Raw genomic sequence first — 26,514 nt, forward strand, 5'->3', positions numbered from 1 at the left:
TCTAAGTTTCCCACGATCCAGATCAATGTCAATACTACCCTTGACAATTTCCCTTTTTCCTTAACTTGTCACCAATGGTTATTGTAGGGTGCGTCAGTTATAAAATCTTTGCTAAACACAGATCGGACTTTTGCTGACGCACGCTACGGAATCAGGTATTGTAGGGTGCGTCAGTTATAAAATCTTTGCTAAACACAGATCGGACTTTTGCTGACGCACCCTACGGACTCAGGTATAATTGACAGGTCTGATTTGGGAATAAACCACATGAAATACCCACCAGAACCAACATCATTAAATCAAGCCCGCACAGCCTTTAAAAAAATCTGGGGATACGACGACTTTCGGCCGCCGCAAGGAGAAATAGTTAGCAGTTTATTAGCGGGAAAAGATACAATTATAATTATGCCGACAGGTGGCGGCAAATCAATCTGCTTTCAACTGCCAGCTTTGTTACAAACAGGCTTAACTTTGGTCGTTTCGCCGCTGGTAGCACTTATGGAAAATCAAGTGCAAGAATTGCGCGATCGCAATCTCCCCGCTTCCCTCCTCCACAGTCAATTGCCAACACCGCAGCGCCGCCAAACTATGCAATCGCTGCAACAAAACAAATTAAGATTGCTGTACTTGTCTCCTGAAACATTACTCAGCAAACCTGTTTGGGAAATTATCAGTCAGCCGCACATACCCATCAATGGTTTAATATTAGATGAAGCTCACTGTTTGGTGCAGTGGGGCGATACTTTTCGACCAGCTTACCGCCGTTTGGGCGCAGTGCGATCGGCTTTATTGAAAACCAAGCCGGAAGGTAGTAAAATTGCGATCGCAGCTTTCACCGCTACCGCCAACCCGGAAGCACAGCAGACAATCAAAAAAGTCTTGCAACTGCAAAAACCAGAAGCATTTCTGCTAAGTCCCTACCGTTCTAACCTGCACCTGCAAGTGCAAACTGTCTGGACGCCCAGAGGACGCAAGCAGCAATTATTAAATTTTATCAAAGCTCGACCAAAACAAGCAGGTTTAGTGTATGTTCGCACTAGAAAAGATAGCGAAAATTTGGCCGAGTTGCTGGAAGAATCAGGCTATGAAACAGCAGCATATCATGCAGGTTTGAGTCCCGAAGAACGGCGAAAAATAGAAAAAGCTTGGCTGAACAATGAGCTTAAATTTGTGACTTGTACCTCAGCCTTCGGTATGGGAATTAACAAGCCCGATGTCAGATGGGTTGTGCATTTTCAAGCACCTTTGCTATTATCAGAATACATTCAGGAAATTGGTAGAGGCGGACGCGACGGCAAATCGGCGATCGCCCTGACATTGATTAGCGAACCGACGGGTTTGCTTTATCCCGAAGATAAACAAAGAAGGCAATTTTTTCAAGATAAATTGCGATCGCAATACCGAGAAGCGCAGCAGTTAGCCAAAAAACTGCCAGTTAAAGGCGATATAGAAGCAGTTTCCCGCGAATTTCCCGAAAGTGCGATCGCCCTTTCTATCTTGCACAGCAGCGGACAATTAACATGGCAAGATCCTTTTAATTATGCGATCGATAAATCTCCACAGCAAAAAGCGGAAAAATCAAATTTTACCGCCGCTGAGGAAATGGTAAAATATCTCAAACACAGGGAATGCAGGTGGCAATTTTTGCTGCAAGCTTTTGGGTTTGCAAAGGAAGCTAAATCAATGCGCTGCGGTCACTGCGATAATTGTCGGTAATTTTAGTTAATGGCGATTTACTGTTGGGTGGGGCGGGTTTACTATAATAGACCTCTTGCAAAAATAACTAGGACGGGCAAGATGCCCATCCCACAAAAAACATTTTTCCTTGTGGAACGGGCATCTTGCCCGTTCCAAAATTTGATTAAAAGGACTTTTGCAAGAGGTCTATTGTTGATTTTAGGCAATTACGATCGGTGAACCCGCCCCTACAACAGATTGACTCCACGCAAATAGATAGATTTTCTATTACGGATTACCTCTTACCAAAAGAAACTAAATGATAGAAATAGACACAGAACAAATGTACACAGTTGAAAATACAGGGGAATTAAATCAAAATAATGTCAATCAGCGATTAGATATTTGGCTGTCAAACCAGATACCGGACTTATCCCGATCGCGAATCCAAACCCTCATATCACAAGGCAACGTCAAAGTCAACGACGAAACCTGCACCTCGAAAAAAATCTCAGTCAAAACGGGCGATCGCATCCACCTCACTTTACCCGAAACCCAGCCCACTTCCTTGCAGCCGGAATCAATTCCCCTCGACATTCTCTACGAAGACGACAGCCTAATTATCATCAACAAACCAGCCGGATTAGTCGTCCACCCAGCAGCCGGACACGCAGACGGTACATTAGTCAACGCCCTCTTAGCCCACTGTCCCCTAGCAGAAATAGGCGGAGTTCAGCGGCCGGGAATCGTACACAGATTAGACAAAGATACAACAGGTGCGATCGCGATCGCCAAAACCGACATTGCCCACCAACACCTGCAAGCCCAACTCAAAACCAAAACCGCCCGCCGCGAATATTTAGGCATAGTTTACGGCGCTCCCAACACCGAAACAGGCACAATAGACTTACCCATCGGGCGGCATCCCACAGACCGCAAAAAAATGGCGGTAGTACCAGTAGAAAAAGGCGGCCGCCCCGCAGTTACTCACTGGACAATCAAAGAAAGAATCGGCAACTATTGCTTAATGCACTATCAATTAGAAACCGGCCGCACCCATCAAATTCGCGTTCACACAGCCGAAATAAAACATCCCATTGTCGGCGACCCGATGTACAGTTCCAACCGTTCTATCGGCGTCAATTTAACCGGACAAGCCCTCCACGCATGGCGGCTGACATTGCAGCATCCCGTAACCGGAGAATTAATAGAGGCGATCGCGCCTTTGCCCGCTCAATTCAACACCTTGTTAAAAATATTGCGCCTGCGATCTCATATTTGATATTCTGGTCAATTAAAACTGGTAATTTCTATGTCTAAATTTGAGGAACTTTGCAAAGCTTACGCCACATCCCGGCAAGCATATCGCGAATCCTGCCAAGCTTGTTTGGATTTTAGTGAAATTTTCCTCAACCAAATGAGCGATTACTTGGAATGTGCGATCGAAAAACAAAATCAAAAGTTTGACGAAGATGGCGTACTGCATTTTGATGGGGCGATCGATGTTTGCGAAAATCCCGAAAATCCCGAAAAGGGCGATCGCGAAACAGTCACAATATATTTGAGTGTTAACAAAGTTATTGACAATTTCATTGTGAATGTTTATCCTTGGGGTCGCGATTTCAAAATTCTCATTGATGAACCCAGACACTTTGAAGAAGCTTTTGAATACATTTTTGATACACTCCAATCGGCTTATACGGGCGCAAGCCAGTTACCATCAGAACCCGATCCTGTACCTTTTTAAAGAAAGACTACTTGAAATCCATCTGCGTTTATCTGCGTTATCTGCCTTACATCTGCGGTTGACTTATCAATCAAAAATTGACGCAATAAGTCTAATATACATCCGCTACATCCCGCACATCGCTCGCTGCCGAACTTCCTTCAAAAAATTATGAGTCCCGAGTTTTGGATTCCAAGTTTATCAAAAAACTCAAACCTCAAAACTCAAGACTCAAAACTCTCTCAGCTTAAAAGCCGATCGATTCAGTCGATCGCCCGACACAAATAATCGCATCAGGGCAGCATCAATTACCGGCGACGGGGAACCATCGTCTCGATATTGATATTAGCCAGAGGAACGCGCTGCGGCGGACTAGCAGGCAGGGGCATATTGCGCGCCATACCCAAATAGTTCGACGGATCGCCAGCCTTGGGCTGCTGTTCTTGAGGAACAAAACGGCGCACGCCTGTCTGCCAGATGATTTGCGGGAAGCCAAGCTGCGAACGGTGGTACTCGCTGTAGCGGGGCGTCTTCAAGTTGAAAGGAGTGTCCCCTCCAACTCGCTGAGGCAAAATTCGGCGCTGCTGGTAAGGTACGGTATCGTAGCCGAACTTATCCAGGTACTCTTCGCTATTGACCAACTCGTCAATAAAGCCTTGAGGCCCCTTATTAGCGACCACGATCGACCAAGCAATCTTTTCGCGATCGCTGTACACATCCCGGCCCAAAACGCGCTGCACGCACATTTCCACAAATCGATAGTTGCTGTTAGTTTGGTAATTCCGCTCTAGGAAAGGAGAAGAAGTCGCCAAACCGCGAATAAAGTCCCGCACCGTAATCTGGCCGAACTTAAGTTGCGACTCCAAAGACTTTTGGCGGTTGCTCTTGAGGATTTGGTGTTCGCTGTAAATCTGGCGATATCCAGCCCAAATCAAATTTTCCATGTCTCCAGACGAGAGCACATTTTCAGTTGTGAAAATTCTGGGCTTCTCGTCGCTCCCCACTTCAAAACCAGCAACGCGCTGGTTTTGGCTCTTGGGGGCGTAGCTTAACAAAGGTAGCGCCACGTTAAAATCTCCGTTATCTCAAATTTCAGAAATAGTTGACACCGTGAGCTGCCAGCAAAACGGATACAACTAACCAACATACAGATTAGGGGATTCCCGCAATCTAAATCTGATTTTCCTGAATTTTTGCAACAATCTGTAACATTTGTTGACTTTGGGGAAGTCATTAGTCATTGGTCATTGGTCATTGGTCATTAGTCATTGGTCATTGGTCATTAGTCATTACTTTGGCGTCGTTTCGAGACTCAGCCCACTGCTGACTGCTGACTAATGACTGCGGACTGCGGACTAATGACTAAATTACCAGCCCAGAGCCGAATAAAACTCGCTGGCGGGTATTTGAGATGCTGCTGGTTCTGATGTTGCATCCGAGTCTGGTTTCACGCGAATTTCGGTGCAAAAAGTCGAAGTGCTGAAACCGCCAAAGCGCTTTACACTACTCGTCCGCATCCGCACGTTGGGATTGGGAAACCAGAAACGCTCGATCGAACTCATCGTCTCGTATTCGGTAATCAGCAGCAGCCCATCCTCGTCATCCATCTCAAAACGGCCAGCCACCGGCACAATTTCCGCATAGCCCCGTTCGCGCAACATCAAGCCCTGTCGGGGATTTTCAGGATCGGGGACGATCGCGAACACCGTAGACCCTTTATGATTCTCATCATCCTTATCCCACGCCATAGAGCCGTGCCAAGTCACAAAAGCCCCCCCAGCAGCCCGGCTCGGATCGACTTCGTGCATCTTGCAAATCTCCGCGACTTTCGCGTCATCCGCACCCAGGGCCGTTACCTGAATATTTGAATCCCCAATCTCCGCTTGGCGGAAAGCGAGGTGGTGAGTGCTGCGCTGCGATCGCCACTCCCCAGCGCTGCTTTGAAAAAACTCCATTGCATCCATACGAACTAGCTCCTTTGGCTTGTGCTTCCCGGTCTTTACGCCTTTTTATGATAAGGCTCCCCCCACTTAGATGTACTTTTGCGGCACAAATTAGTCTTAAAATGTGTACTTTGGACATATTGTCAAGGGAATGTTATGATAGTTTACAATGTAGGAGAAACAACAAATCCTGCGAAACATCATTTCGATCGATCTCGCATCGATCTCAGCAAACTGGAGGAGCGACTTATGGATATGCCTACAACCAGCCTCAGCATGGAACAGCAGTTCAAACTACAAGTGCTGCGCGAAGAAGTCAAAAGCTTAAGCCAAAGCCAAGCTCAGGAATACTTGCTCGAAGTTATGCGGCAAAACATGGTTAAAGAAAACCTGTTAAAGCATTGGATGAAGAATATGTGAACTCTTCGAGCATTTCTTCACAAAAATTAGTGGCTTGTATCTGCAAAAAGTGCGATCGAGCTTTTAAACAAAAAATCCAGAATCCCGCTTTTTCCAAGAAAGCGGGATTCTCAATTCAGAAAAGTTTTACGCAGTTTTTTTTGTCGCTACCATACTCAGCAAATTAAATGTTTTTAGCTAAGGGGGTGACCACAAGAGTCAAAACATCTGTATAATTAAGGACATAGCCCTGTTCCCCTCTGATAAAATAGCAGCTTGTTGCGTCTTGTTGCCATTAATTCCGCAAGAATTTCTCCATAAATTTCCATTCCTATTATCCAATATTGACCATACAATCCACCCCAAAAACTACTGTGTCGGCGGAGCGTTCGCTTGGATGCTGTAAGGCAACCAATATATTTTTGTATTCCCATTCCCATGATGAATGATTTTTTGACATGGGAAGATAGCGCAATTGTAAGCGATAGCAATCAAAAGAACAAAATTTTTGATCCGCTCAGCCGACGCATGGCTCTTCTCGCTTATTATAACCACCTGTCTTGCAGTCTTTGAACATAGCTTAAATCCCACTGCGACATTTGAATGCAGCAATCGCTGCTTGTGAGCTGGTTAAATTAGTCAGCAGCTACCAACCCTCATCTTCAACCTTATCCCGATATTTACGCCGCCAATAACCAGCGACATTAAACTTACCCAACTCTTGTTATTTCGCGACTTTAATGTCGCTGATAAACAACCTAATTCCTGGCAACAATCCTAACTAGGACAGGTTGATATATTCGGGGAATTCTTGCTGGATATATCACTATTTTTTTACCATGAAAATTTACTTTTTTGTCGCAGACCCACCTGCCCACCTTGACTCTACCAGATTTACGATCGCCTAAACGGAGAATTTTATAACTTTTAAATAGTGATAAAATTGGTGCAATTAGATATTTTTATCTTAAATATTACTGATGCATTTTTTAGCAAAAATTTTCCAGCTAATGGAATAGGAGGAAACATATTTAACGGATGGAGTTGGTTGAGAAAAATGACCCCATCTTTTTTTCGCTTAAGTTGTCACTGGTCCACTACGGGCATTGGTAACAAGTTAAGCTAAGAAAGCATTTGTCAATCAGGAATTATGCTCAACATTTACTCGGATTTTGGGCATAAAACTGAGATTTGGGCGATCGATAAATCATGCCGAGGGTGATATTTATATCTACTCTCTCTCAAATCGTGAATTTTCCACTCCTAAAAAAGCAGTTTTTTTGAGTAATATTACTAATTGACAAATGCAATTAAGTCTTAACTTGTCACCAATGGCTACGGGCAAAGCTTTTGATTCTTGGTGTAACCCCGTCAGGATTTATTGTAAAGTAAAGTTTTGTAACAAGAAATATATTCTTGCCAAAATAGAATATAGTAGTGTTACTTTCACATTAACAGGACAAAGCTAATTATGTCTAACAATGTTCGTCACACCATTGCTAAGTGGATTTTTAAACAATCACGAGGTTTCGACGAATTGCCGCCTGAAGATAGTACAATTACGTACGCAAAAGCTCTTTTTATTTGTGCAAGTGGCGATGGAGAAATAGCTCCAGCAGAAAAAGATTGGATTATGGGGCTTACTGCGGCAAAAGGAGCCTCTGATTCAGATATTGAAGAACTCAAAAACTATCCGGCAACAGATAGCCTCGAACAGGTAATAGCCAGTAACGATCATATTTCTGGAAATGCAAGACACGCCATAATTTATGATGCAATAGGTGCTTGTTCTGCTGATGGAGCATACCAGGAAGGTGAGAAAGCAGCGGTTCGTAAAGCAGCCACACTAATTGGAGTTTCTGAAGATGTAGTCCAGCAGCTTGAGGAACTATACGCAGAAGAAAAGAAACTTTTTGATCGAAAAATACAGCTTTTTTACCCCACAGGGCACCCCTATGGTTAAGCCGTAAAGCTACCGCTCTCATATGGGGAAGGTTAGAGAGGGAAAAAATATATTAATGCTTTTCTATCTCCCCTCGCTATATCCTCCTCAAACCTTCCCGCGTTTATTGGATAGCCAGCCGTAATTCTCAAAATATTTTAGTAGTGTGTCAAGGCTACTCTCTTATACTAAAGATAAACATGAATATAACGGATATGGATACGTTGCCTGTTGTTGAACCCGAAGCACAAAGAAATTCTACCGAAGCGGTCTGTTGGCGGATTCCGTATAAGTTTTACACCGATCCAGCTATCTATGCGCGTGAGCAAGAGCGAATTTTTGGGGGTCGGACTTGGAACTACGTGGGTCTGTCGGCTGAGATTCCGAATCCTGGTGACTTTAAGCGTGCTACGATCGGCGATAAACCTGTCGTCGTCACCCGCGACAAAGACGGCTTCATAAATGTCTTTATCAATAAATGTACACATCGCGGCATGGCATTTTGTGTACGGGATTTTGGAAACGCGACTTCGTTGCAATGCCCTTACCATAAATGGACATTCGACCTTAAGGGTAACCTTCGGGGTGTGACGTTTCAGCAAGGTTTGAAAGGTCAGGGTGGAATGCCCAAAGATTTTGATCTCAAAGCGCATTCTCTGCATAAACTGAAGGTTGCAGAGCGCAATGGGGTCATCTTCGCTTCGTTCGATCCGGACATTGAGCCGTTTGAAGATTATCTCGATTCCTCAATGCTCACGTACTTTGACCGTGTTTTCGATGGTCGAGAATTGCGCGTCCTTGGCTACTCACGGCAGCTCATCAACAGCAACTGGAAATTGATCTTCGAGAACCTCAAAGATCAGTATCACGCGACCACGCTGCACGTCTTCTTTGTGACGTTCAACCTCGTGCGAGCTGACCAACGCTCAGCGGTCGTGATAGATAAGACTGGTCGCCATGCTTGTCTGATCAATACCAAGGAAGAAGCGAGCGCATCAAGTGCGGCACTCCAGACAAAAGCATTCATGGCCGACTTAAAGTTGCAAGGTTCGCAGATGCTTGACAGCGTACACGAGTTTCCGGGACACTCCACTTCTGTAATTCAGACGATCTATCCAAACGTTATTGTGCAGCAGCAATTAAATACACTTGCAACTCGACAAATTGTTACCCGCAGTCCCGAAGCTTTTGAATTCATTTGGACGTTCTTCGGATACGCTGATGATACTCCCGAAATGACAAAAAGACGTCTTTTGCAAGCAAACCTTATGGGTCCTGCTGGCTACGTTTCAATTGACGACAGCGAAGTTATGCAATGCTTGCAAAATGGCATACAGGCGTATGACAAGGATGAAGCTGTTGTCGAGATGGGCGGTCACGGATGCCAGAGCGAAAACCACATGCTGACCGAAGCAGGGATGCGCGCTTTCTATAAATACTATCGGGACATCATGGGGGTGTAGTCATGACAGTCATTGAAAGCAAAATTTCCCGTGACGAGCTTGAAACCCTATATTATAATTACGCGAACGCCCTCGACGACGAACTTGCGTGCTGGCCCGAGTTCTTCACCAATGATTGCCTGTACAAAATCGTCACACGTGAGAATTACGACCGAGATCTTCCTCTTGCACTGATGCTCTGTGAGGGACGCGGAATGGTTCTCGATCGAGTTGATGCGATTAAGAGGGTCAACTTCTACACGCCACGTTTTTTCCGTCATGTGATCTCGAACATCTGCATTGTTAAAAATACCTGCGGAACGCTTTACGCGCAAGCTAATTTTGTCGTCTTCGAGAGCTTCGTCGATGACACAATCCATGTGTTCAATGCAGGACGCTACTTCGATGTTATCGTTCGCGAGGAGACCACTCTCAAGTTTCGTCAGAAGATCTGCGTACTCGACGGTAATCTAATTCCCGGATCGCTCATTTTCCCGATCTAGAGGCTGAAATTTACTATTTAGCAGCCTCTCCCTTTGACTGCGAACCCTAGTTTAAACTTTAGTTATTAGCTGTTTTTTGAAAATCAAAAACATTATGGCAAGGACAAGAGGAAGAGAAAAAACACACTGGTTTACATTAGCTTTAAATGTAAAAAATTCAGTGATTCCCTCAATTTTGAATCAAGTGATTTTCTAGGGTTTGTTTGCTGTATTTATTTCGGTGGCATACCTGTGGTTTAAATTACCTGTAAATCAGCCTAGTTTTGCGGCTATTCTTCCGAGTGTTGTTTTAGGTTTATTATTGGTATTCCGCACCAACACGGCTTACGAGCGTTTTTGGGAGGGTCGGAAGCTCTGGTCAATCCTAGCTTCTCAGAGTCTAAACGTGTCTAGGCAAATTTGGGCAGGTGCGGCAGAAGTTGAACCCGAGGAACGAGCTAAAAGAGCTTCCATTCTACAACTAATAATTGCTTTTACATTTGCTAGTAAATTGGCTTTGAGATTGGAACCTGTAAATGGTGAGCTAGAGGAGTTGATGCCCTCATCTCAGTATTTTCACCACCTAAAGACATCAAGCAATCCTCAGCTACAAATTATATTATGGATTGGGGATTATCTTCGGCATCAGCTCGATCAAAAACAAATACAAGCCCCGGAGATAATACCATTGCAAGTGTCAATCAATTTACTGGTAGACAGCTTGGAAGGTTGTCAGCGTATTGCAGACACACCTATTCCTTTAGCTGGTGCGGTTCATCTTATGCAACTATTACTGCTGTTTTGTTTATTATTACCGTTTCAACTGGTGGGGCAAATGGGTTGGTTGACTATTCCGATAGTTACTCTAGTTAGTTTTACGCTATTTGGCATAGAAGAAATAGGAATCGAAATAGAAAATCCTTTTGGTTACGATGCAAATGACTTACACTTGGATGCAATTTGTACAACCCTGAAGCGTGATATAGAGTTTATGTTAACTTCTTTTTAAGTTTTAAACTTGATTGTTTAACAATTGCTCATAGCAAAAAGTAAGGCTTGTTGAGAATAAGTAAAATAAATAAGCCCAGTCATATTAAGTAGGTAAGCGGAAATAAACACCTCTATGTAAATAAATGTAAAGAAAACCAGCTCACCTGAGAGATACTTAAACAGGGTTTCTTTCCGTTTTGGGTAAAAGAGCTTCCTCGATCATCTCAGGTAAGTAAATTTGCTGACGGGGTTGTCACCCCGTCAGTGTTTTTAGTCTCTTAGAGAGAGACGAGATTTTGTGTAGCGACAGGTTTCAACCTGTCGGGGACTCAACCAAAACGGCCGCTGACATAATCCAAAGTAGACTCTTCCTTCGGACTTTGGAAAATCACCTCGGTTTTGTCACACTCCACAAGATAGCCAAACCGCTTCCCATCGTCAGAAAGTTTAGCATTGAAAAAAGCAGTCAGGTCAGAAACCCGAGAAGCCTGCTGCATATTGTGAGTAACGATCACGATCGTATACTTCTCCTTGAGTTCCCGCATCAACTCCTCAACCTTAATCGTAGAAATCGGGTCGAGAGAAGCGCAAGGTTCATCCATTAACACTACATCAGGATTAATCGCGATCGCCCTAGCAATACACAAACGCTGCTGCTGGCCGCCCGAAAGCGAAAAACCGCTTTGCTTTAACTTATCCTTCACCTCATCCCACAAATAAGCTTGTTTGAGCGACTTTTCCACCAGCTCATCCATATCTCCCTTATAATTGTTTACCCTCGCACCGTAAGCAATATTGTCATAAATCGACTTCGGGAAAGGATTCGGCTTTTGAAACACCATCCCAATCTTGCGGCGCACCTCCACAGCATCGATATCAGGATCGTAAAGATTTTGACCTTGGTAATTAATTCTACCCTCTAAACGAAAACCGTTAACTAAATCGTTCAGGCGGTTAAAACATCGCAGAATTGTACTTTTACCGCAACCAGACGGCCCTATCAAAGCAGTAATGCGATTTTTAGGAATCTCCATAGAAACATTTTTCACCGCGTGAAAAGCGCCGTAAAAAATATTGATATTCTCTGCCCGCAAAACTGTTTCCGTTTGCTTGTCCAAATCCATCATCATACAGTTAATACTCCTATCGATTTTTTCAAATTACCGCTGAACAACGATCTCAATTCCGGTAGATTGCTTATAATTTATTGGTCGGGGCGGGTTTACTGGAACTCGGGTTTGTATTGAATATCTTGGCGAACCCGCCCCTACAATAATTATATTTATTTAACCGAAAATGATATGACTAATGAAAACTGACAACTGTCAACAGTCAACTGACAACAGTCAACAGTCAACTGACTAATAAACTTTTTGGCGAGTTGCCCAGCGAGAAAGAATACTCGTCAGCAACACCATAAACACCAAAATCAAAGATGCAGCCCAAGCCAATTCTTTCTGTGCCTTAAAAGGAACAGTTGCAAAGTTGTACACCAAAACCGAAAGCGACGGAGTTGGCTTATCAAACCCTGCCGGCCAAAAAGGCGAATTCAGCGCCGTGAAAATCAAAGGAGCAGTTTCTCCAGCAGCGCGAGCAATTGCCAGCGTCACACCCGTTAGAATAGCCGGAATTGCCGCAGGCAAAACCACCTGCAACACCGTTTGATAATTAGAAGCACCAACACCAACCGACGCCCATCTAATATCCTGCGGGACGATTTGTAGAGCTTCGTCAGTAGTCCGCACAATCGTCGGCAACATCAGCACTGCCAGCGCCGCGCCCCCTGCAATTGCCGAAAAACCTCCCATATTTACCACGAACAAACCGTAGGCAAACACCCCGGCAATAATCGAAGGAACGCCGCTGAGGACATTAGTGGCAAAGCGCACCCAGCGAGCTATTTGACCGCTGCTGAACTCCGACAAATAAACTGCTGCCAATATACCAAAAGGAACAGCAATTAAAGAAGCAATTCCTACCGTCATCAATGTACCGACAATTGCATTCGCGATACCGCCTCCCGACAGTCCTGGCGGCGGTGGCAGCTTGGTAAACAAGTCTAAATTCAGGCGGTTGAAACCTTGTACCGTGACGTAGGAAAGCACTGCAAACAAAGGCAGGAGAGTGATCGCCAGACCAGCTCCCGCCAGTAGAGTCATCCCCAGATTAAACAGCGATTGCGGGCTGTTTTTAACCTTCTTCAAACTGCCTGTTTTCGATACCAAAGGATTCTCATCGGAGACGCTATTTGACATAAACTAAAACTGTGTAGAAAATTGCGACAAACTTCTAGTTGTACTTTGCTTTTACTTGAGAAACAATCCACTCTGCCAAAATATTAACAATCAGCGTCATAATAAACAGAATTAGCCCTGTGTACATCAGAGCTGATACTTGCAACCCGGAGGCTTCTGCAAACTGATTTGCCATCAGAGAAGCAATAGTATTTGCCGGAGCTAGGACAGAAAGACTTAACTGATTGGAATTGCCAATTAACAGAGTTGCAGCCATTGTTTCTCCCATAGCGCGACCGAGCCCGAGCATAATTCCGCCGACAATGCCTGAGAAAGCAGCAGGTACGAGTACCCGAAAAATTGTCGTCCAGCGAGTGGCTCCCAAACCTAAAGATGCTTGTCGCAAATCGGGCGGGAGACTTGCCAAAGAGTCGCGGGAGATAGCAGTAATAATGGGCAATGTCATGATTCCCAAAATTACTCCGGCTGGCAACATTCCCGGGCCCACTGGCGGGGTGCTAAAAATCGGTAGCCATCCCAAAGTGCTGTTGAGAAACTTGCCGAGAGTGGTAATAATGGGAATTAATACAGCAATTCCCCACAAACCGTAGACTACGCTGGGAATGGCGGCTAAAAGTTCTACTAAAAAAACTAAAGCTGTACGCACTGGCAGCGGCAAAAAATCTTCACTCAAGAAGATGGCAGTCCCTACTCCTAATGGTACTGCAATTAGGAGCGCGATCGCCGAACTGACGATCGTCCCGTAAATCATCGGCAGCGCACCGTACTCTTCCTTAACCGGATTCCAATCGCTGCTAAATAGAAAGCCCAAACCGTACTGTTGAATCGCAGGTAAAGCCCTGTAAGCAACGGTGAGGGCGATTACCACCAAAATTACACCAACTCCTATTCCCAAAATCCGCGTCAGCCAGATAAAGCCTTGGTCTAAGGATTTTTCTGCTTGAGAGCGGGAACGTTTCTCTGATTGAGCGCTGCGAGTATCTGAAATCATAGACAAAAAACCAAAAAGTAGTAATGAGAAATAGTCTGTTTCGGAAAAACCTAGAAAGAAGTAGAAACAAAAACCGTAAATCAAATCCCAGAAGGGCGGGTTGATTAATTCCCTGACTTTTTAACAAATATTTCTGGTAAAACCTGACCCTTGTATTTTGAAAGAGGTAAATGGCGATTTACCGTTGGGTGGGGCGGGTTTATCAGATTATTGATTTTCGGCAATTATTGTCGGTGAAACCCGCCCCTACAGAAATATCTCTCTTGCTTCTTTCTTTTTCCTTTTTTCCAACGGCCAACTGTCAACGGACAACAGTCAACAGTCAACAATTACTATTTGGCAACCTCAATCTTGTAGTCTGGGCTGATGCCATCGGCTGCCAAAGCTACTTTTTCTTTAACGCTTTGGGGCAGAGGAACGTAGCCCAATTCGGAACTAACTTTTTGACCTTCATTCAAGCCGTATTCAACCATTGCCTCGATAGCTTTAGCTTTGTTGGGGTCAGCAACTGTTTTGGGTACGAGCATCCAAGTGTAGGTGACAATTGGATAGGATTGAGCGCCTTCTGGGTCTTCGATAAATGCTCGCAGGTTTTCCGGCAGGGGCACAGTCGCTAGAGCTTGAGAAGCTGACTCGTCGGTAGGTGCGACAAAGCTGCCTGCTTTGTTTTGCAAAGATGCAAATTTGAGATTGTTGTTTTTGGCGTAGCCGTATTCTACGTAGCCGATGCTGCCTGCGGTTTGCAGGACTTGGGCTGTAACGCCTTCGTTGCCTTTTGCGCCTACGCCTACTGGCCACTGCACTGTTTTGCCGTCGCCTACTGCTGCTTTCCAGTCGGGGCTGATTGCACTCAGGTGTTTGGTGAAGACGGCGGTGGTACCGCTACCGTCGGAACGGTGGACGATGGTGATGGCTTGGTCTGGCAATTTAGCGCCCGGATTGGCTGCTGCAATTTTGGGGTCGTTCCACTTGGTAATTTTACCTTGGAAGATTTCTGTGTAAACGTCTCTGGGCAGTTTGAGTTCGGGTAAATCTGGCAAGTTGTAGCCGATGACGATGCTGCCGGCTGTCATGGGCAGCAAGAGCACGCCTTTGTCTGCTGGAATTTTGGCGATTTCGTCGTCTTTCATGGCGGTGTCGCTGGCCCCAAAGTCTACTGTGCCTTTGGTAAATTGTTCGACTCCGGCGCCGCTGCCTACTGATTGATAGTTAATTTGTACTTTTGGGTTGATTTTGTTGAAGTCTTGAAACCAACGCTGGTACAGGGGTGCGGGGAATGAGGCGCCTGCTGCGGTGATGGCTACATCTGAGGCTAGGGCGAGTTTGCTGGGGGCTGCTGTGCCGGTGGCTGCAACGGGGGATGCGCCAGGGGATGCTGCGGTGTCGCCGGGGCTGGGGCTGCTGCTGGTTGTGCTGCCGCCGCCGCAAGCTGCTAAGCTGAGGGCGATCGCCATTGCGGAAATTGTAGTAGTCAGCCGATTCGGATTAATCAAGTTGAGACGAAAAAGCATAGGTATAAAAGCTTCGATCGTTATAGGTGTGTCCCGCACCAGCATATCGCGCGAAAGTAAAGGTTAGGTTAAGAATCTTTACATTTAATCACAACTTAATATTAATTAATATTCAATAAAAATCATTTATGGGCTTGACAATTGTGATTTCATAAGGTATGGACAAGATGAATTAATGCGGAAACAAGCATTCGATCGCCCGATCGCGAAAAATTCCGCATTATAACGATCGGAATATCCGGGATTAAGAACCAGAAACCATAGAATGGTGGTTGTTTTGACGAGGTGCTAGTATTAAGAACTTAAAAGCTGCGGGCACTCTAGCTTGCATCTGACAAATACCTTCTGACGAATGCTATAATGCCTGCTCCTATTGAATTAATCTGGGCTTTTATTGGTTTGCTGCTGACGATAGGAGGCACTTTTTTGCCTGCATCTGTCACAATTCCGATCGGGTTTTGGGACGATCGCGGACTTCAGGCGTACTCTTTAGGTGTTACCTATCAAATTGGAGCAGTTTTGCTAGTAGGCTGCATGGGGGGAAAAAATGCTGCGGCTCTCTCGCAAATTGCTTATTTAGCTTTAGGATTAACTTTGTGGCCAGTTTTTTCTCAAGGCGGCGGCATCGGCTATCTCAAACAAGCGAGTTTTGGGTATTTGCTGGGTTTTGTCCCTGGCGCTTGGGTGTGCGGCTGGGTGGCTTTTAAGGTGGCTTCGCGGCTGGAATCTATGGCTTTTAGCTGTTTGTGCGGTTTGTTCACTGTTCACGCGATCGGCTTAATTTATCTAATTTTTACATACTTGCTGCTTCCAGGCAAAAAAACACCTTTATTCGATGAGATTCTTAAATATTCGATTTATCCTCTGCCGGGACAATTGGCAGTAGTTTGTGCGATCGCATTGCTGTCATTTACTTTGCGCCGCTTGATGTTTTATTAATTTGTCAGTTGTCATTAGTCATTAGTCATTAGTCATTAGTCATTAGTCATTAGTCATTAGTCATTAGTCATTAGACCTCTTGCAAAAATAACTAGGACTGGCTCTCCGGCCCATCCCACAATTTTTTTTTCTTGTGGAATGGGCCGGAGAGCCCGTTCCAGAATTTGATTAAAAGGATTTTTGCAAGAGGTCTATTACCGGAATTCCCATTTGCGGGACGCAGTTTGGCGGCCCGCTGGAAATCATTCAAGATGGCGTAAATGGGTTTTATATCAACCCGACAAACCACCCGGAAACCGCCCAAAAAGTTCTAGATTTTTTATCGAAATGCGAACACAATCCCAACTATTGGTATGAAATTTCAACGCGAGGAATTGACCTAGTTTACAGCACGTATACCTATAAAATTCATACTGCCAGGCTGCTGACGCTGGCCCGGACTTACGGTTTCTGGAACTACTCGTCCAAGGAAAACCGCGAAGATATGCTCCGCTACATAGAAGCGCTGTTTTATCTGATTTACAAGCCGAGAGCAAAGGCTTTATTAGCAGAACACGCGAACCGATAAGTGGCGACTTTTGCTTCTTACGGGCTGGTTGAAGGAAAAAACTTGGTCTCTCACCGATCGACTTTTTACACAACCCGCCCGTAAAGATTTGTGAATGAGAGCAGGTTTTATACAAGAGGACAGAGGCTAAGAAACGCGGTTTCTACTAAAATATTGGCTTTAGTAACAAAACATCTCGGAATCAACCGGGTTTCTGAGGAATAGTGCGAACCCGTCCCTGCTTCCAACTCATAACTTCTGAGTGCGGCCGTCCCGATTGCCGAACTTCTAGAAGCTGTGGCACATATAGCAACCGCGCCCGACACTTAGGACGTTCTTAATGGCCCAAACCAATTCGGTCTATTACCCCTTCTCTCGGACTTTTTGTTACCCGCTCGCGAAGTGGAAGAGCCTTCTTCCTTCTTCATTCTGCTAGATTTCTCAGAAAGCAGTCCGGGTAATACAATTAGATTGAGAAACTTGAAAACAGCGAAACCTTGTCAAACCTCACCAACAGGATGAAATTTATGCGTGTGACTACTGTTACGATTTTCAGCTTGCTTGCTCTGCTCGCTCCCGCGTTGACCAGAAAGGCAACTGCTGCCTTTGACGACTCCAAACCCTTTGTGCAGGAACAGTACCGCAGAGACTTTGCGGCTCCAGCCGATCCGGGTGCGTCGGCATCGCCCGATGCAAATTCCCAAGAAGATATGTTTAACAAGCCTTTTTACGCGGGCGAGCAAAAGCCAGTAAGAAAGGAAAAAACTATCTCAGCAGGAGCTGACGGGCCAGAAGTTGCGGCTATACAGCAGCGCTTGCAGGTGCACAGTTTCAAGGTAGGGACGATCGACGGTTCCTATGGATCTCGCACCGCATCGGCTGTCAGTGCCTTTCAAGAGTCTAAGGGGTTGAAGTCAGACGGCATTGTGGACAAAGAAACTTGGACAGCTTTAGCAGCCGAGCCGGCGCGGGCTCCTGAAACTTTACAGAGCAATGCTCCAACTCAGAACAGCGCTCCTGCTATCCGCAATCCTGCAACGGCCCTAACCAAAGGCGCTGCTGGTTCCAAGGTGAAGACGCTACAGGTGCGTTTGCAAATACAGGGTTACAATCCGGGCCCGATTGACGGCATTTTTGGTGTTCGCACTGCTACGGCTGTCAAGAGCTTTCAGGAGTATAAGGGTTTGACGGCGGACGGCGTGGTGGACGAAAAAACCTGGAAGGCGATCGGTCAAAGCTAAGTCACGAGTGAGAAATAGGGAAAATTCCTGTGGCAATAACTCATCAGTGAACCCGGTGTCCAAAAATGACCGGGTTTCTCAATGTTGACCGATCGAGCAATTTCGTCGTAAGCCTGCGGATTTATCAGTGGGTCGCTTTCTTCAATCTAAAATCTAAAATCTAAAATCTAAAATCGATTGACCGATCGCTCTGTTGTGTGCTATAGTTTTTGAATGTCAAAATGCGGATATGGCGAAATTGGCAGACGCGCCAGATTTAGGTTCTGGTTCCGAAAGGAGTGAAGGTTCAAGTCCTTTTATCCGCATAGCAGATGGTATTCCCAAAGAAAAAAACCCACCGGGTCGTACAGTAACAAATTATTTGTCACTGTACAGAAAGATTGCGAAAATTGAAGGCTGAACTAGAAATTTGCTATGATATTTTGAGCGATCGCACTATTATATATTAGACCTCTTGCAAAAATAGCTGTGACGGGCTCTCCGGCCCATCCCACAAAAAGTTTTTTTCTTGTGGAATGGGCATCTTGCCCGTTCCAAAATTTGATTAAAAGGACTTTTGCAAGAGGTCTATTCTGTAAATTACCAGCTATGAACATTCAGTTGGTTGACTCCTTAATTCAAGTCATTGAGTCGCTGACACCTGAAGAGAGTTTGGGCGTTGCTTAATCAGGGTATGAAAAAAATCATTTGAAAATCCCCAAGTTTTGTCGATACTGGTTTCTATGACTGGCCTATTTAGGCTTTCATACCGTAAATCAGCAACGCCAGAATTTATATTATCTTAACTTTTTCAGTTTCTGCAAGTGCGATCGCCTCAAATTTTCCACCAACTGTCGCAACTGACTCAAATTTCCCGCTTCGCCCCCGTACTTCCACCGCACGTAAGCTTGCGAAACTTCATCAATCACCTCCGCTTCATCAGTTGCATGATTCCCGCGCATAGCCTCAGCATACTCCAAAGGCGTTTGAGCTTTCTGCTTGGCAAATCCCCGACTCGCCAAATCCTTCAGCATTTGCTGATAAACCCCCTCCACCGGCGGCAACTTCGCCAGCCAGCGGCGGTAGCGCCACTTGCGCCACACTTGCCAAATTAACCAGCCAAAGAAGCCAAATGCGATCGCACTAATCAAACCAGTAAATAACCCCACCCAACCCTTAGCAAACTGTCCCAGAAACCAGCCCAGAATCAAACTTATCCAGCCAATTACAAAACCTATAACTGAATCCAACCCGCTTCTCAGAGGCGTCGGCAGCCAACCCGCAATCCACTTCCAAAACGATTCCAGCGCACTAAAAGTCTGGTTGTCTTCCACCGAAGCCGGAATCAGCGGATAACCGGGAATCGGATTAAAAGCAAACCAGCCGTTATTGGGAAAATATACCTCAGTCATCAAGAAAGCGTCGGTATTTTTCACAACATACAAACCAGTAAACGGGTTGAATTCTCCCGTATCGAAACCGCCCGCCAGCCGCGCCGGAATCCCGATCGACCTCAGCATAATTGTCAGTACAGTCGAAAAGTGGTCTGGATATCCGCCTGTCACCTTTTTGCCGGCCTGAGTGTTTTTGTAGCCAAACAAAAAACCCTCGACTAAATCTTCACTTTCCTCTAAGTAAGGCAAAGCTTTTTCAATTTTATAATTCGGGTTTTGCTTCAAATATTGAGCTAAGTACAAAGCTTTTTCGTAGGGAGAGTCGATCGATCTATCTGATTTAGCTACTCTCGTCCTTGCTAGCAATATTTCCTGTGTTTTTGCCCGCACCTTGGCTGCAATTTTGGGCGGAACATCTAAATAGAAATTGCGAATGTTTTTCGGGTAATTAGTACCAGTTTTACCCAACAGAGCTCGATCGCGAAAAGGCACATTAGAAATCACCGTATAAGTCAAGCCTTCCGCCAATTCCACAGGCGATCGCAAACCGCCCTCGGCATCAACCGCTACCTCTGTCGTCGGAAAATAAAGTTCCCTCGGCTTGTTTAAAGCCGGAATCAAATTCGGCAACTGAGCAACAATAGTATAACTTTGAATCACCTCTTGAGTCCGAGGCGCATTGGGAAAAGGATTCAGATAAAATTGATAAGACCATCTAGGTCGATTCACCTTAAAAGCTTGTTCGTTGCGAGAAATTTCCCAACCCTGACCGGTGTATTTGTCAAAGCCCAACACCCGCCAAAAGCCCGCAGCCTGCGATCGCACCCGCATCACCACTTGAGGTTTCATTTCCCCCCGCAAATTTTGATTTATGCGCTGGTTGAAACCGTAATAAAAAGTAGAGTCCACCTCTCCTGGTCCTTTGTCTGGGTTTCTCCCCCTTCCTCCGCCAGTTCCTTTTTTATCTCCTCCTCTGACATACCCAGGATTGAGAATGCTGCGCGAGTCAAACTCCCCCTGATATTCAATAGGAGCACTCACCGGAAAAGTCCGCAATTGATAGCCAGGGAGGCGCGGCAAAAACGCAAAAATAGTCAGCCCCAACCCGACAGTTATCAGCAGCAGCCAACCAAAATACTTGGGGGATAAAGTAGCAGCAAATAACGACCAGTTGTTGTTTTTCTCTTTACCTTCTACCTTGTGCTTTCTATCTTCTACTTTCTTGAGTCCCAAGCGCGATCGATAATCCAAAACCAAAGTCGGCAGCGCTAAAGCCAAAAACACCAACAGCAGCGGCCCAAAAGTCAGCGTTTGGCTGAGAGTCGCCGCTACACTCAACAGAATCAGCCCGATGACTATCGAATAGCCCAAATCCTTGCGGCGGGGCAAATCGAAGCTGTGCAGCACTTGAATTTGAATTAACAGTTGGGCTAAAACTAGCCGCGTATCGTTTAACTCTCCCACCAAGCGGGTAAAAAAAGCGAACAGCGCCACCAGCATTCCAATAGCTATGCAGAACTTAGCAGCTACATTGCGATCGCGGCGGCGGTACCAACTCCAAGTTGCTCCCACAATACTAACAGGCACAGCCCACAGGTTCTGGGCTTCTTCAGCAGCAACGTCAGTAGCAACAATTCCCACAATTACCAACAACTGAACTAGGATTCGCAGCAGTAAAGAATCCTCAATCACCGGCGGAGGCATTGCCTCGATCTGCTCCCACAGCTTACCCAAAACAGGTATATTTCGCAGGTTATCAGTTGTCATGTGCACCCATCCAACGAGTTTAGACTTTAGATTTTAGATTTTAGATTGAATCCACAGATAAATCCGGGTTTCAACTAATATCTTAATCTTATTTCTCTGTCATTAGATTTTAGATTGAATCCACAGATTAACTTCACAGATTAATCTGGGGGATTTAACTAATATCTAAAATTTTTGGCTTTCCGCGACAGAAGTCTGGAGATTGCATCCGTTTGTGTGTGAGGTCAAACCGCCGAGTAAAAACCTAAATTATTTACTCTAATTTTACCTTTCTAATTGCTATTTTCTCCTGCCAAAATTGGACGAATAGCAAACATCAAAGGTCTGGCCTCGAAGTTTTGGAAGCGAACTTCTAGACCGTAAGTCTTGTCAGGTTTCGGGTCAAACAACTCCACACTTAAATGCCCCGAATTCGGACGTTGTGCAGTTGCTTCGGCATCTCCTCCCTTGAGTTCCAAACTTCCTCCCCCCGGAAATTGGCACTCAACTCTTAAACACGGCATTGGCTGTTCTCTGTTGCGGTTTGACAGGTATTGAGCCTCCAGAGTGAGCGAACCCAAACCAGTCAGCCACTCCCGCGAAACAGGCGGCTGATTCACAGGACAATTCAAAGTTAGAGACTCAATGATTTCCCGGGCGGCCAACAGCGACAGCACCATTTGTTGATCGGTAGTCGCCGCTTCGTAATTCGGGACATCTTCTAAATCTAAAAGTCCCCGCAAGGAACCTCTGAGAACTAAACCAGCTAATTCGTTGAGTTCCTGAGACTGGCCCGGAAACAAGCTATCTACAGCGCGAACTAACTTCGAGCCTTCCCGCAGCGACGACATTACCAGTTCCTGACAAGGTTCTAGCAGTTGAGCAAAAACCCTTTCGGCGATCGGAATTGGCAGGCGACCCCACCTGATATTTTGTAGTTGGGGAGTCCAGAGGTGCAGGGGGGGAACCCATTGCGGGGCTACATCGTCTGGGTAGTCGTGGTCGTAGCTTTTGAATTCTGTTTCCCAGGGGAACAGCGGCGGGTTGGATTCAATTTCGGCTCTAAGCCTCTCTTTTAACAAGGTCTGAAAACGGTCTTGCACGGTCGGTATTTCTCCAATTGTCTGCGGTTGTGCGGGTGCATTGCTGTGCGCCCCCACTTGATAGTCCAGCGGGTCTGGTTCGTCCCATTCCCAGTATTCCACCCCGGAATTCTCTTCTGTGCTGCCCCACTCTTCTGAGGGAGGGGGCGGATTGAGATTTTCCTCATCTTCGCTAGAGGCATTCGCGATTGGCGCCTGCAATATCCAGTCTAAAAAATGGCGCTCGAAAGCCTCTGCATCCCTGTTGGTTTCGTTATTCATCACTAGATGCCCCTTCTCCGGAATCTGAACTATTTCGCAGTTCCCACGCAAGTTCCAGCAATTTAAACCACCGTTTCTGTACCTGGGCTACCGTGCTGCCGAGGGTTTGCGCGATCGCAGACTCTGACAGACCCTGTTGCTTCAACTTTAGCAAACGCTGTCCTTCTGGGCCAATTTGCTCGCAAAAAGCTTGCCACTGAGAAGGCAGCAAACCCAAATTTCGATCTAAGTCTGCTTCCAGCCACTGGTGAACGAGTTCCCAGCGGTGCGACATGGCGAACCTGAGCAAATGGTACTTGAAGCGCTGCTGCAAATAGTCTCTTTGACGGGGATTTATGCCCAGAAGCGACTCTATTTCATTAGTCGGCAAGTCTTGCAAGCGCAGCACGAAGTAATCAGCGCAGTCTTGTTGGTTGCGCTCTTTCAAGTAAGCGACTAATTCGTCTATCACGTTTTGCCGCAGAGATTCTGACTCGTCGCCTAGCGGACGAATTGCCGCCGAACCCTGTCCTGCCATCGCTTCCCGCACGGAGTGCACCGAGGTGTCGTTCCAAGTTTGGTCGGAATCTGAAGCCCCTCCGTCGGCGGCTTGTTCCATATCTACGGAGGTTTCTTTGGGCTGTTGCTGGGAAAAGGTTTGGGCCCGTAAAATAATTAGTTGCTGGCTGCGGTTCCGAGGTAATGGAATGCGCCGCTTGCCGAAGCGCTCTACAAAGGCCATGTACTCTGCTAGTTCTAAGCGAGTGCGGGGACTGTAGGTGGGTGGCAGTTGGGTTTCGCGCCGGAATGCCTTTAAAGCTTCGAGATAAAATCCTTGCAAAAAATCTCTGATCAGTTCTACTCGCGCCTGATAGCTAGACTGCACCTGGGGAGGAGTGATGTAGCGATAGACGATCGCGCTGAGGGTACTGTGCAATTCTACTCGCCCGGGCCCGGAGCCTAAATTGTAATAGTGGAGGCATTGTTGCAAGCGGTGCTGAGCGAGGCTCTGGGCTGAACCTTCTATGTCTCCAGAGGCTTGAATCCGCTGGCTTTCGGTGCATATCCTGGTGACTTCTGCTGCCAGTCGTCCTGCTACATCCCGGCAGTTCTGCTCAGACGCGCGAGTGGACTTTTTGAGTTCGTCTAACAGCAGTTGAAATATGGTTTCCACGCTCTGGCAGATTTCCCGCATGATGGTTTACAGCTAATAATGAAACTAGCACACCCTGCGACTTTAAATTTGGAATTTTACATTTTATAGCGGGCTGTGCTGGCTATCACATACTTGGACGCGCACCTGTTAACCTGAAATTCTTAAACTCAAATCTCAAATTAACTGACTGATGGATTTAGACCAACAGATTCAAGCACTGATCGAGAAAGCTCCCCCCGACGGTTCGACGCCAGAAATCTTAAAGGCGATCGCTCCGGCGCTGGTGTTAATTGCCCAACAGCTACAGCACCTCGAATACTCGATCCTGCAAGCGGTAGACCAAAGTTGGGCGATCGTGGTTTTGAGCAATCTCAAGCAACCGGGACGCCAGAAGAGGGTGATTTATGCTTGGAGCACTCTTAAAGATGCGTCACAGGCCGCGTCGGCTGCGGGCGATCGCCTCAGACCGGTGACTTTGCCGGTCACTCACATTTTATTTCAGATGATAGCTCTTGAAGGTCTCGACAGCATTGTTTTTTTTGAAAGTCCCGGCGAGCGGGAAGTGGGGACGGAAATCCCTCGCGAGCAAGTACAGAGCTTAATTAATGTTTACTTGCAACAGTATCGATCGGCTCCACCGCCGGATATTGCCTAAACAACTCAATTTCCTATTAATTGGTAATCGGGCATTGGGCATCGGACATTAACCATTACCAATTCCCCATTACCAATAAAATGTAAGTTTTTCACCTCTAATAAAGCCGGCTTAAAACGTAATCTGCCAAGTCAATCAAAGCTTGGCGGGACTCTGAATGGGGCAGCGCAGCTAAGTATTCGACGGCTTTCTTTGCGTGATTTGTGGCTAGTTCTCGCGATCGCTCTATGCCTCTAGAATCTTCTACCAGTGCCAGGGCCTGCTCTATATCTCCTTCTTGTGCGAATTCGCGTTCTATGAGAACTTCCAAGTAAGGCTTTTCTTCTAGAGCAAATAGCGCTGGCGCTGTCAGATTACCGCTGATGAGATCCGAGCCTGCGGGTTTCCCCAAGGTTTCTGTTGAAGCGGTGAAATCTAATATATCATCTACTATTTGGAATGCCAAACCAATGTTGCGACCGTAGTTGTACAAATCGTCTGCTATTTCCGGTGAAACCTGGCTCAAACAGCCCGCTGCTTTGGAACTGTTGGCAATTAAAGACGCTGTTTTGTAATAACTTTTTTCTAGGTAAGCTTCGATCGACAAGCTGGTGTCAAATCCATTTAGTCCCTGTTGAATTTCCCCCTCAGCTAAATCCATAATCACTTCTGAAAGCAGTTTGACTACTGGCAGGTTGTCCAGATTTGCCAAATGCCAGCTCGATTGAGCAAACAGAAAATCTCCCGCCAATACTGCCACTCGGTTGTTAAACCGACTGTGAACTGTCGGCACTCCCCGCCGCAGATCCGACTCGTCCACCACGTCGTCATGAACTAGACTAGCTGTGTGGATCATTTCCGTGATTTCAGCGAGGCGGCGGTGTTTTTCCGTGATTGGACGATCGGGCATCGTCGCCTTGGCCATCAACAAGACTATTGCGGGTCTCACCCGTTTTCCCTTTGTGCCGAATAAGTATTCTGCGGCCGCGTACAAGATGGGATGGCGGGCACCCACTAACTGTTTCAAGTTTTCTGTCAACAGTCGCAGGTCTTCTTCAACCGAGGAAAATAGGAGAGTGCTAGAGATCATGGATACGCCGACTCAAGCCGTAAAGTAACAAAATTTTACATATCATATCTTTATTTTAAGGTAATTCTCTGCAATCTGGAATAAAAATCTATTCGCTCAGCAGTTATTTGTCATCTGCCACCGACCGGAGTCAGCCGAATCCCTCCGGCGAGAGGCCCGCTGCCACAGGAGTTGCCCCTATTGTAACGAATTGTTAAGGACACTGCCAAAAAATCTCTAAATCCCAAAAACCCTGTGTTATTATAGGAGTTAAGGATTTAAACAATTCTATACATTAAGTACAGGCTGTACTTCATCCAGAACTTCATCCAGACTGGCAGGTAGCTTTTAGGTGCCTGTAATAGTTTCGTAGAGCCAGCCTTGTTACTCGATCGCAGCGAAAATTTCTGGGAGAGATTTTTAGTTCCTCGCGACTAAAAGTTTTCAGAAGTTAATAGTAGCGCATCTTATGTGCACGGTAGCTCAAAGCAGCTAAAGTGGATAGTTTTAGGCTGTTTAAGCATCTGTAAAGCAGTAAATCATTATTGATAGACCGGGAACGCCTAAATGTTCCCGCAGGCTTGATATGGAAAAGCAGCCTTCAGAACCAAGGCATGGTCTTGCGTGCTGACTTAATGTAGTAGGTATTGAACTTGTCCTCCTCCTCCTCCTCCTCCTAGTCCTTGACTTTTGGTTCTAATTATGATTTATCGCGATATTCCTCTAATTATTCCCATTCTGGCCGCAGGCTATGTAATGACTATTTATGTATTGCTGATGTTGGCCGAACGCAGCTCTAAAATAACTCGATTGGGCGAGTAGTGCATTGCTCGGCAGCCGAAGTCGGCCTTTGCGTGCCTGCTTCACCGCTGAGAAATCCGAATACTCAATAATAACCCTGCCTTGAATGCTTGCGCACGAGAGGCAGGGTTATTCTTTACAATTGGCGGCCGAAAGTGATTTTCTGGGGTACGAGTTACTGCAACACGTAGCAGCAGTTTCAGCGCTTACGCATGGGGGCGCTTATTTCCGGTTTCTACGAAAATCTTGCCAACAGGAACGAGAAATATACGAAGAAACCCGGTTTCTTCAGTCTGCGCGCGCAAGC

21 protein-coding genes and 1 tRNA gene are annotated in these 26,514 nt (G+C 46.0%); 12 read left to right on the top strand and 10 right to left on the bottom strand.

Translation table 11 applies throughout. The features are described from left to right. The first annotated feature begins 267 nt into the window (after positions 1-267). From QUB70_RS00910 to QUB70_RS00920, 3 genes are all read left to right on the top strand, one after another. The gene (locus tag QUB70_RS00910; protein WP_332977858.1) at positions 268-1,716 is read left to right on the top strand and encodes a RecQ family ATP-dependent DNA helicase; all 1,449 of its coding nucleotides are present in this window, start codon (positions 268-270) and stop codon (positions 1,714-1,716) included. 304 nt (positions 1,717-2,020) lie between these two features. Further along, positions 2,021-2,959 carry an RluA family pseudouridine synthase gene (locus QUB70_RS00915; RefSeq protein ID WP_442927673.1) on the top strand — a complete coding sequence of 313 codons (939 nt, stop codon included), beginning with the start codon at positions 2,021-2,023 and terminating at the stop codon, positions 2,957-2,959. Positions 2,960-2,989: 30 nt separating this feature from the next. Then, positions 2,990-3,424 (top strand): hypothetical protein, encoded by a 435-nt coding sequence (locus QUB70_RS00920; protein WP_332977860.1) that lies wholly within the window; start codon positions 2,990-2,992, stop codon positions 3,422-3,424. A gap of 287 nt (positions 3,425-3,711) precedes the next feature. On the opposite strand, the gene QUB70_RS00925 is transcribed toward QUB70_RS00920, so the two are convergent. Continuing rightward, entirely contained in the window at positions 3,712-4,470 is a 759-nt protein-coding gene (locus tag QUB70_RS00925) for a phycobilisome rod-core linker polypeptide (protein ID WP_332977861.1), read from the bottom strand. Positions 4,471-4,770: 300 nt separating this feature from the next. Further along, positions 4,771-5,367 carry a phycobiliprotein lyase gene (locus QUB70_RS00930; protein WP_332977862.1) on the bottom strand — a complete coding sequence of 199 codons (597 nt, stop codon included), beginning with the start codon at positions 5,365-5,367 and terminating at the stop codon, positions 4,771-4,773. Between the two features lie 135 nt (positions 5,368-5,502). On the opposite strand from QUB70_RS00930, the gene QUB70_RS32580 reads away from it, so the two are divergent. The 5 genes from QUB70_RS32580 to QUB70_RS00955 all read left to right on the top strand — a co-directional run bounded on the left by QUB70_RS32580 (position 5,503) and on the right by QUB70_RS00955 (position 10,620). Continuing rightward, on the top strand, positions 5,503-5,766 hold the full coding sequence (locus tag QUB70_RS32580; RefSeq protein ID WP_442927670.1) for an NblA/ycf18 family protein: 264 nt from the start codon (positions 5,503-5,505) through the stop codon (positions 5,764-5,766). Positions 5,767-7,216: 1,450 nt separating this feature from the next. Continuing rightward, positions 7,217-7,708: a hypothetical protein gene (locus QUB70_RS00940; protein WP_332977863.1), complete on the top strand. Its 492-nt coding sequence runs from the start codon at positions 7,217-7,219 to the stop codon at positions 7,706-7,708. A 194-nt stretch (positions 7,709-7,902) separates the two neighbouring features. Further along, the gene (locus QUB70_RS00945) at positions 7,903-9,150 is read left to right on the top strand and encodes an aromatic ring-hydroxylating oxygenase subunit alpha (protein WP_332977864.1); all 1,248 of its coding nucleotides are present in this window, start codon (positions 7,903-7,905) and stop codon (positions 9,148-9,150) included. Positions 9,151-9,152: 2 nt separating this feature from the next. Next, a complete protein-coding gene (locus tag QUB70_RS00950) occupies positions 9,153-9,632 on the top strand; it encodes an aromatic-ring-hydroxylating dioxygenase subunit beta (protein WP_332977865.1) in 480 nt (159 codons plus the stop codon). A 199-nt stretch (positions 9,633-9,831) separates the two neighbouring features. Continuing rightward, positions 9,832-10,620: a bestrophin family ion channel gene (locus QUB70_RS00955; RefSeq protein ID WP_332977866.1), complete on the top strand. Its 789-nt coding sequence runs from the start codon at positions 9,832-9,834 to the stop codon at positions 10,618-10,620. Positions 10,621-10,930: 310 nt separating this feature from the next. On the opposite strand, the gene pstB is transcribed toward QUB70_RS00955, so the two are convergent. The 4 genes from pstB to pstS all read right to left on the bottom strand — a co-directional run bounded on the left by pstB (position 10,931) and on the right by pstS (position 15,358). Further along, on the bottom strand, positions 10,931-11,731 hold the full coding sequence (gene pstB, locus QUB70_RS00960) for a phosphate ABC transporter ATP-binding protein PstB (protein WP_332977867.1): 801 nt from the start codon (positions 11,729-11,731) through the stop codon (positions 10,931-10,933). Between the two features lie 231 nt (positions 11,732-11,962). Then, positions 11,963-12,856 (bottom strand): phosphate ABC transporter permease PstA, encoded by an 894-nt coding sequence (gene pstA / locus QUB70_RS00965; RefSeq protein ID WP_332977868.1) that lies wholly within the window; start codon positions 12,854-12,856, stop codon positions 11,963-11,965. 34 nt (positions 12,857-12,890) lie between these two features. After that, a complete protein-coding gene (gene pstC, locus QUB70_RS00970; protein ID WP_332977869.1) occupies positions 12,891-13,847 on the bottom strand; it encodes a phosphate ABC transporter permease subunit PstC in 957 nt (318 codons plus the stop codon). A gap of 332 nt (positions 13,848-14,179) precedes the next feature. Then, positions 14,180-15,358: a phosphate ABC transporter substrate-binding protein PstS gene (gene pstS, locus QUB70_RS00975; protein WP_332977987.1), complete on the bottom strand. Its 1,179-nt coding sequence runs from the start codon at positions 15,356-15,358 to the stop codon at positions 14,180-14,182. Positions 15,359-15,718: 360 nt separating this feature from the next. Between pstS and QUB70_RS00980 the strand changes: the two genes are divergently transcribed. The 3 genes from QUB70_RS00980 to QUB70_RS00995 all read left to right on the top strand — a co-directional run bounded on the left by QUB70_RS00980 (position 15,719) and on the right by QUB70_RS00995 (position 18,390). Beyond that, on the top strand, positions 15,719-16,297 hold the full coding sequence (locus QUB70_RS00980) for a biotin transporter BioY (RefSeq protein ID WP_332977870.1): 579 nt from the start codon (positions 15,719-15,721) through the stop codon (positions 16,295-16,297). Positions 16,298-17,371: 1,074 nt separating this feature from the next. Next, entirely contained in the window at positions 17,372-18,085 is a 714-nt protein-coding gene (locus QUB70_RS00990; RefSeq protein WP_332977871.1) for a peptidoglycan-binding domain-containing protein, read from the top strand. 223 nt (positions 18,086-18,308) lie between these two features. Further along, positions 18,309-18,390, top strand: a tRNA-Leu gene (locus QUB70_RS00995). Between the two features lie 471 nt (positions 18,391-18,861). Here the strand turns inward: QUB70_RS00995 and QUB70_RS01000 are convergent. From QUB70_RS01000 to hetZ, 3 genes are all read right to left on the bottom strand, one after another. Further along, a complete protein-coding gene (locus QUB70_RS01000) occupies positions 18,862-21,225 on the bottom strand; it encodes a DUF3488 and DUF4129 domain-containing transglutaminase family protein (protein ID WP_332977872.1) in 2,364 nt (787 codons plus the stop codon). Between the two features lie 272 nt (positions 21,226-21,497). Continuing rightward, positions 21,498-22,568, bottom strand: coding sequence for a hypothetical protein (locus QUB70_RS01005; protein ID WP_332977873.1), 1,071 nt, complete (start codon positions 22,566-22,568; stop codon positions 21,498-21,500). Then, positions 22,561-23,742 (bottom strand): heterocyst differentiation protein HetZ, encoded by a 1,182-nt coding sequence (gene hetZ / locus QUB70_RS01010; RefSeq protein WP_332977874.1) that lies wholly within the window; start codon positions 23,740-23,742, stop codon positions 22,561-22,563. Before hetZ ends, QUB70_RS01005 begins: the two co-directional genes overlap by 8 nt. A gap of 151 nt (positions 23,743-23,893) precedes the next feature. Here hetZ and QUB70_RS01015 point away from each other — a divergent pair, with 151 nt between their 5' ends. Next, positions 23,894-24,358, top strand: a complete 465-nt coding sequence (locus QUB70_RS01015; RefSeq protein WP_332977875.1) for a hypothetical protein — start codon at positions 23,894-23,896, stop codon at positions 24,356-24,358. Positions 24,359-24,455: 97 nt separating this feature from the next. Here the strand turns inward: QUB70_RS01015 and sds are convergent, their stop codons facing one another. Further along, on the bottom strand, positions 24,456-25,427 hold the full coding sequence (sds, locus tag QUB70_RS01020) for a solanesyl diphosphate synthase (RefSeq protein WP_332977876.1): 972 nt from the start codon (positions 25,425-25,427) through the stop codon (positions 24,456-24,458). Between the last annotated feature and the right edge of the window lie 1,087 nt (positions 25,428-26,514).

This window comes from Microcoleus sp. A003_D6 (assembly GCF_036702825.1).
Lineage (GTDB): Bacteria > Cyanobacteriota > Cyanobacteriia > Cyanobacteriales > Microcoleaceae > Microcoleus.

Excerpts from the sequence above, each read along its gene's own strand:
- QUB70_RS00920 (WP_332977860.1), top strand. The coding sequence starts at position 2,990 with ATGTCTAAATTTGAGGAACTTTGCAAAGCTTACGCCACATCCCGGCAA.
- QUB70_RS00990 (WP_332977871.1), top strand. The coding sequence starts at position 17,372 with ATGCGTGTGACTACTGTTACGATTTTCAGCTTGCTTGCTCTGCTCGCT.
- QUB70_RS32580 (WP_442927670.1), top strand. The coding sequence starts at position 5,503 with ATGATAGTTTACAATGTAGGAGAAACAACAAATCCTGCGAAACATCAT.
- QUB70_RS00915 (WP_442927673.1), top strand. The coding sequence starts at position 2,021 with ATGTACACAGTTGAAAATACAGGGGAATTAAATCAAAATAATGTCAAT.
- hetZ (WP_332977874.1), bottom strand. The coding sequence starts at position 23,742 with ATGCGGGAAATCTGCCAGAGCGTGGAAACCATATTTCAACTGCTGTTA.
- QUB70_RS00945 (WP_332977864.1), top strand. The coding sequence starts at position 7,903 with ATGGATACGTTGCCTGTTGTTGAACCCGAAGCACAAAGAAATTCTACC.
- QUB70_RS00940 (WP_332977863.1), top strand. The coding sequence starts at position 7,217 with ATGTCTAACAATGTTCGTCACACCATTGCTAAGTGGATTTTTAAACAA.
- QUB70_RS01005 (WP_332977873.1), bottom strand. The coding sequence starts at position 22,568 with ATGAATAACGAAACCAACAGGGATGCAGAGGCTTTCGAGCGCCATTTT.
- QUB70_RS00950 (WP_332977865.1), top strand. The coding sequence starts at position 9,153 with ATGACAGTCATTGAAAGCAAAATTTCCCGTGACGAGCTTGAAACCCTA.
- pstA (WP_332977868.1), bottom strand. The coding sequence starts at position 12,856 with ATGTCAAATAGCGTCTCCGATGAGAATCCTTTGGTATCGAAAACAGGC.
- QUB70_RS01000 (WP_332977872.1), bottom strand. The coding sequence starts at position 21,225 with ATGACAACTGATAACCTGCGAAATATACCTGTTTTGGGTAAGCTGTGG.
- QUB70_RS00910 (WP_332977858.1), top strand. The coding sequence starts at position 268 with ATGAAATACCCACCAGAACCAACATCATTAAATCAAGCCCGCACAGCC.
- QUB70_RS01015 (WP_332977875.1), top strand. The coding sequence starts at position 23,894 with ATGGATTTAGACCAACAGATTCAAGCACTGATCGAGAAAGCTCCCCCC.
- sds (WP_332977876.1), bottom strand. The coding sequence starts at position 25,427 with ATGATCTCTAGCACTCTCCTATTTTCCTCGGTTGAAGAAGACCTGCGA.
- pstB (WP_332977867.1), bottom strand. The coding sequence starts at position 11,731 with ATGATGATGGATTTGGACAAGCAAACGGAAACAGTTTTGCGGGCAGAG.
- pstS (WP_332977987.1), bottom strand. The coding sequence starts at position 15,358 with ATGCTTTTTCGTCTCAACTTGATTAATCCGAATCGGCTGACTACTACA.
- QUB70_RS00980 (WP_332977870.1), top strand. The coding sequence starts at position 15,719 with ATGCCTGCTCCTATTGAATTAATCTGGGCTTTTATTGGTTTGCTGCTG.
- pstC (WP_332977869.1), bottom strand. The coding sequence starts at position 13,847 with ATGATTTCAGATACTCGCAGCGCTCAATCAGAGAAACGTTCCCGCTCT.
- QUB70_RS00930 (WP_332977862.1), bottom strand. The coding sequence starts at position 5,367 with ATGGATGCAATGGAGTTTTTTCAAAGCAGCGCTGGGGAGTGGCGATCG.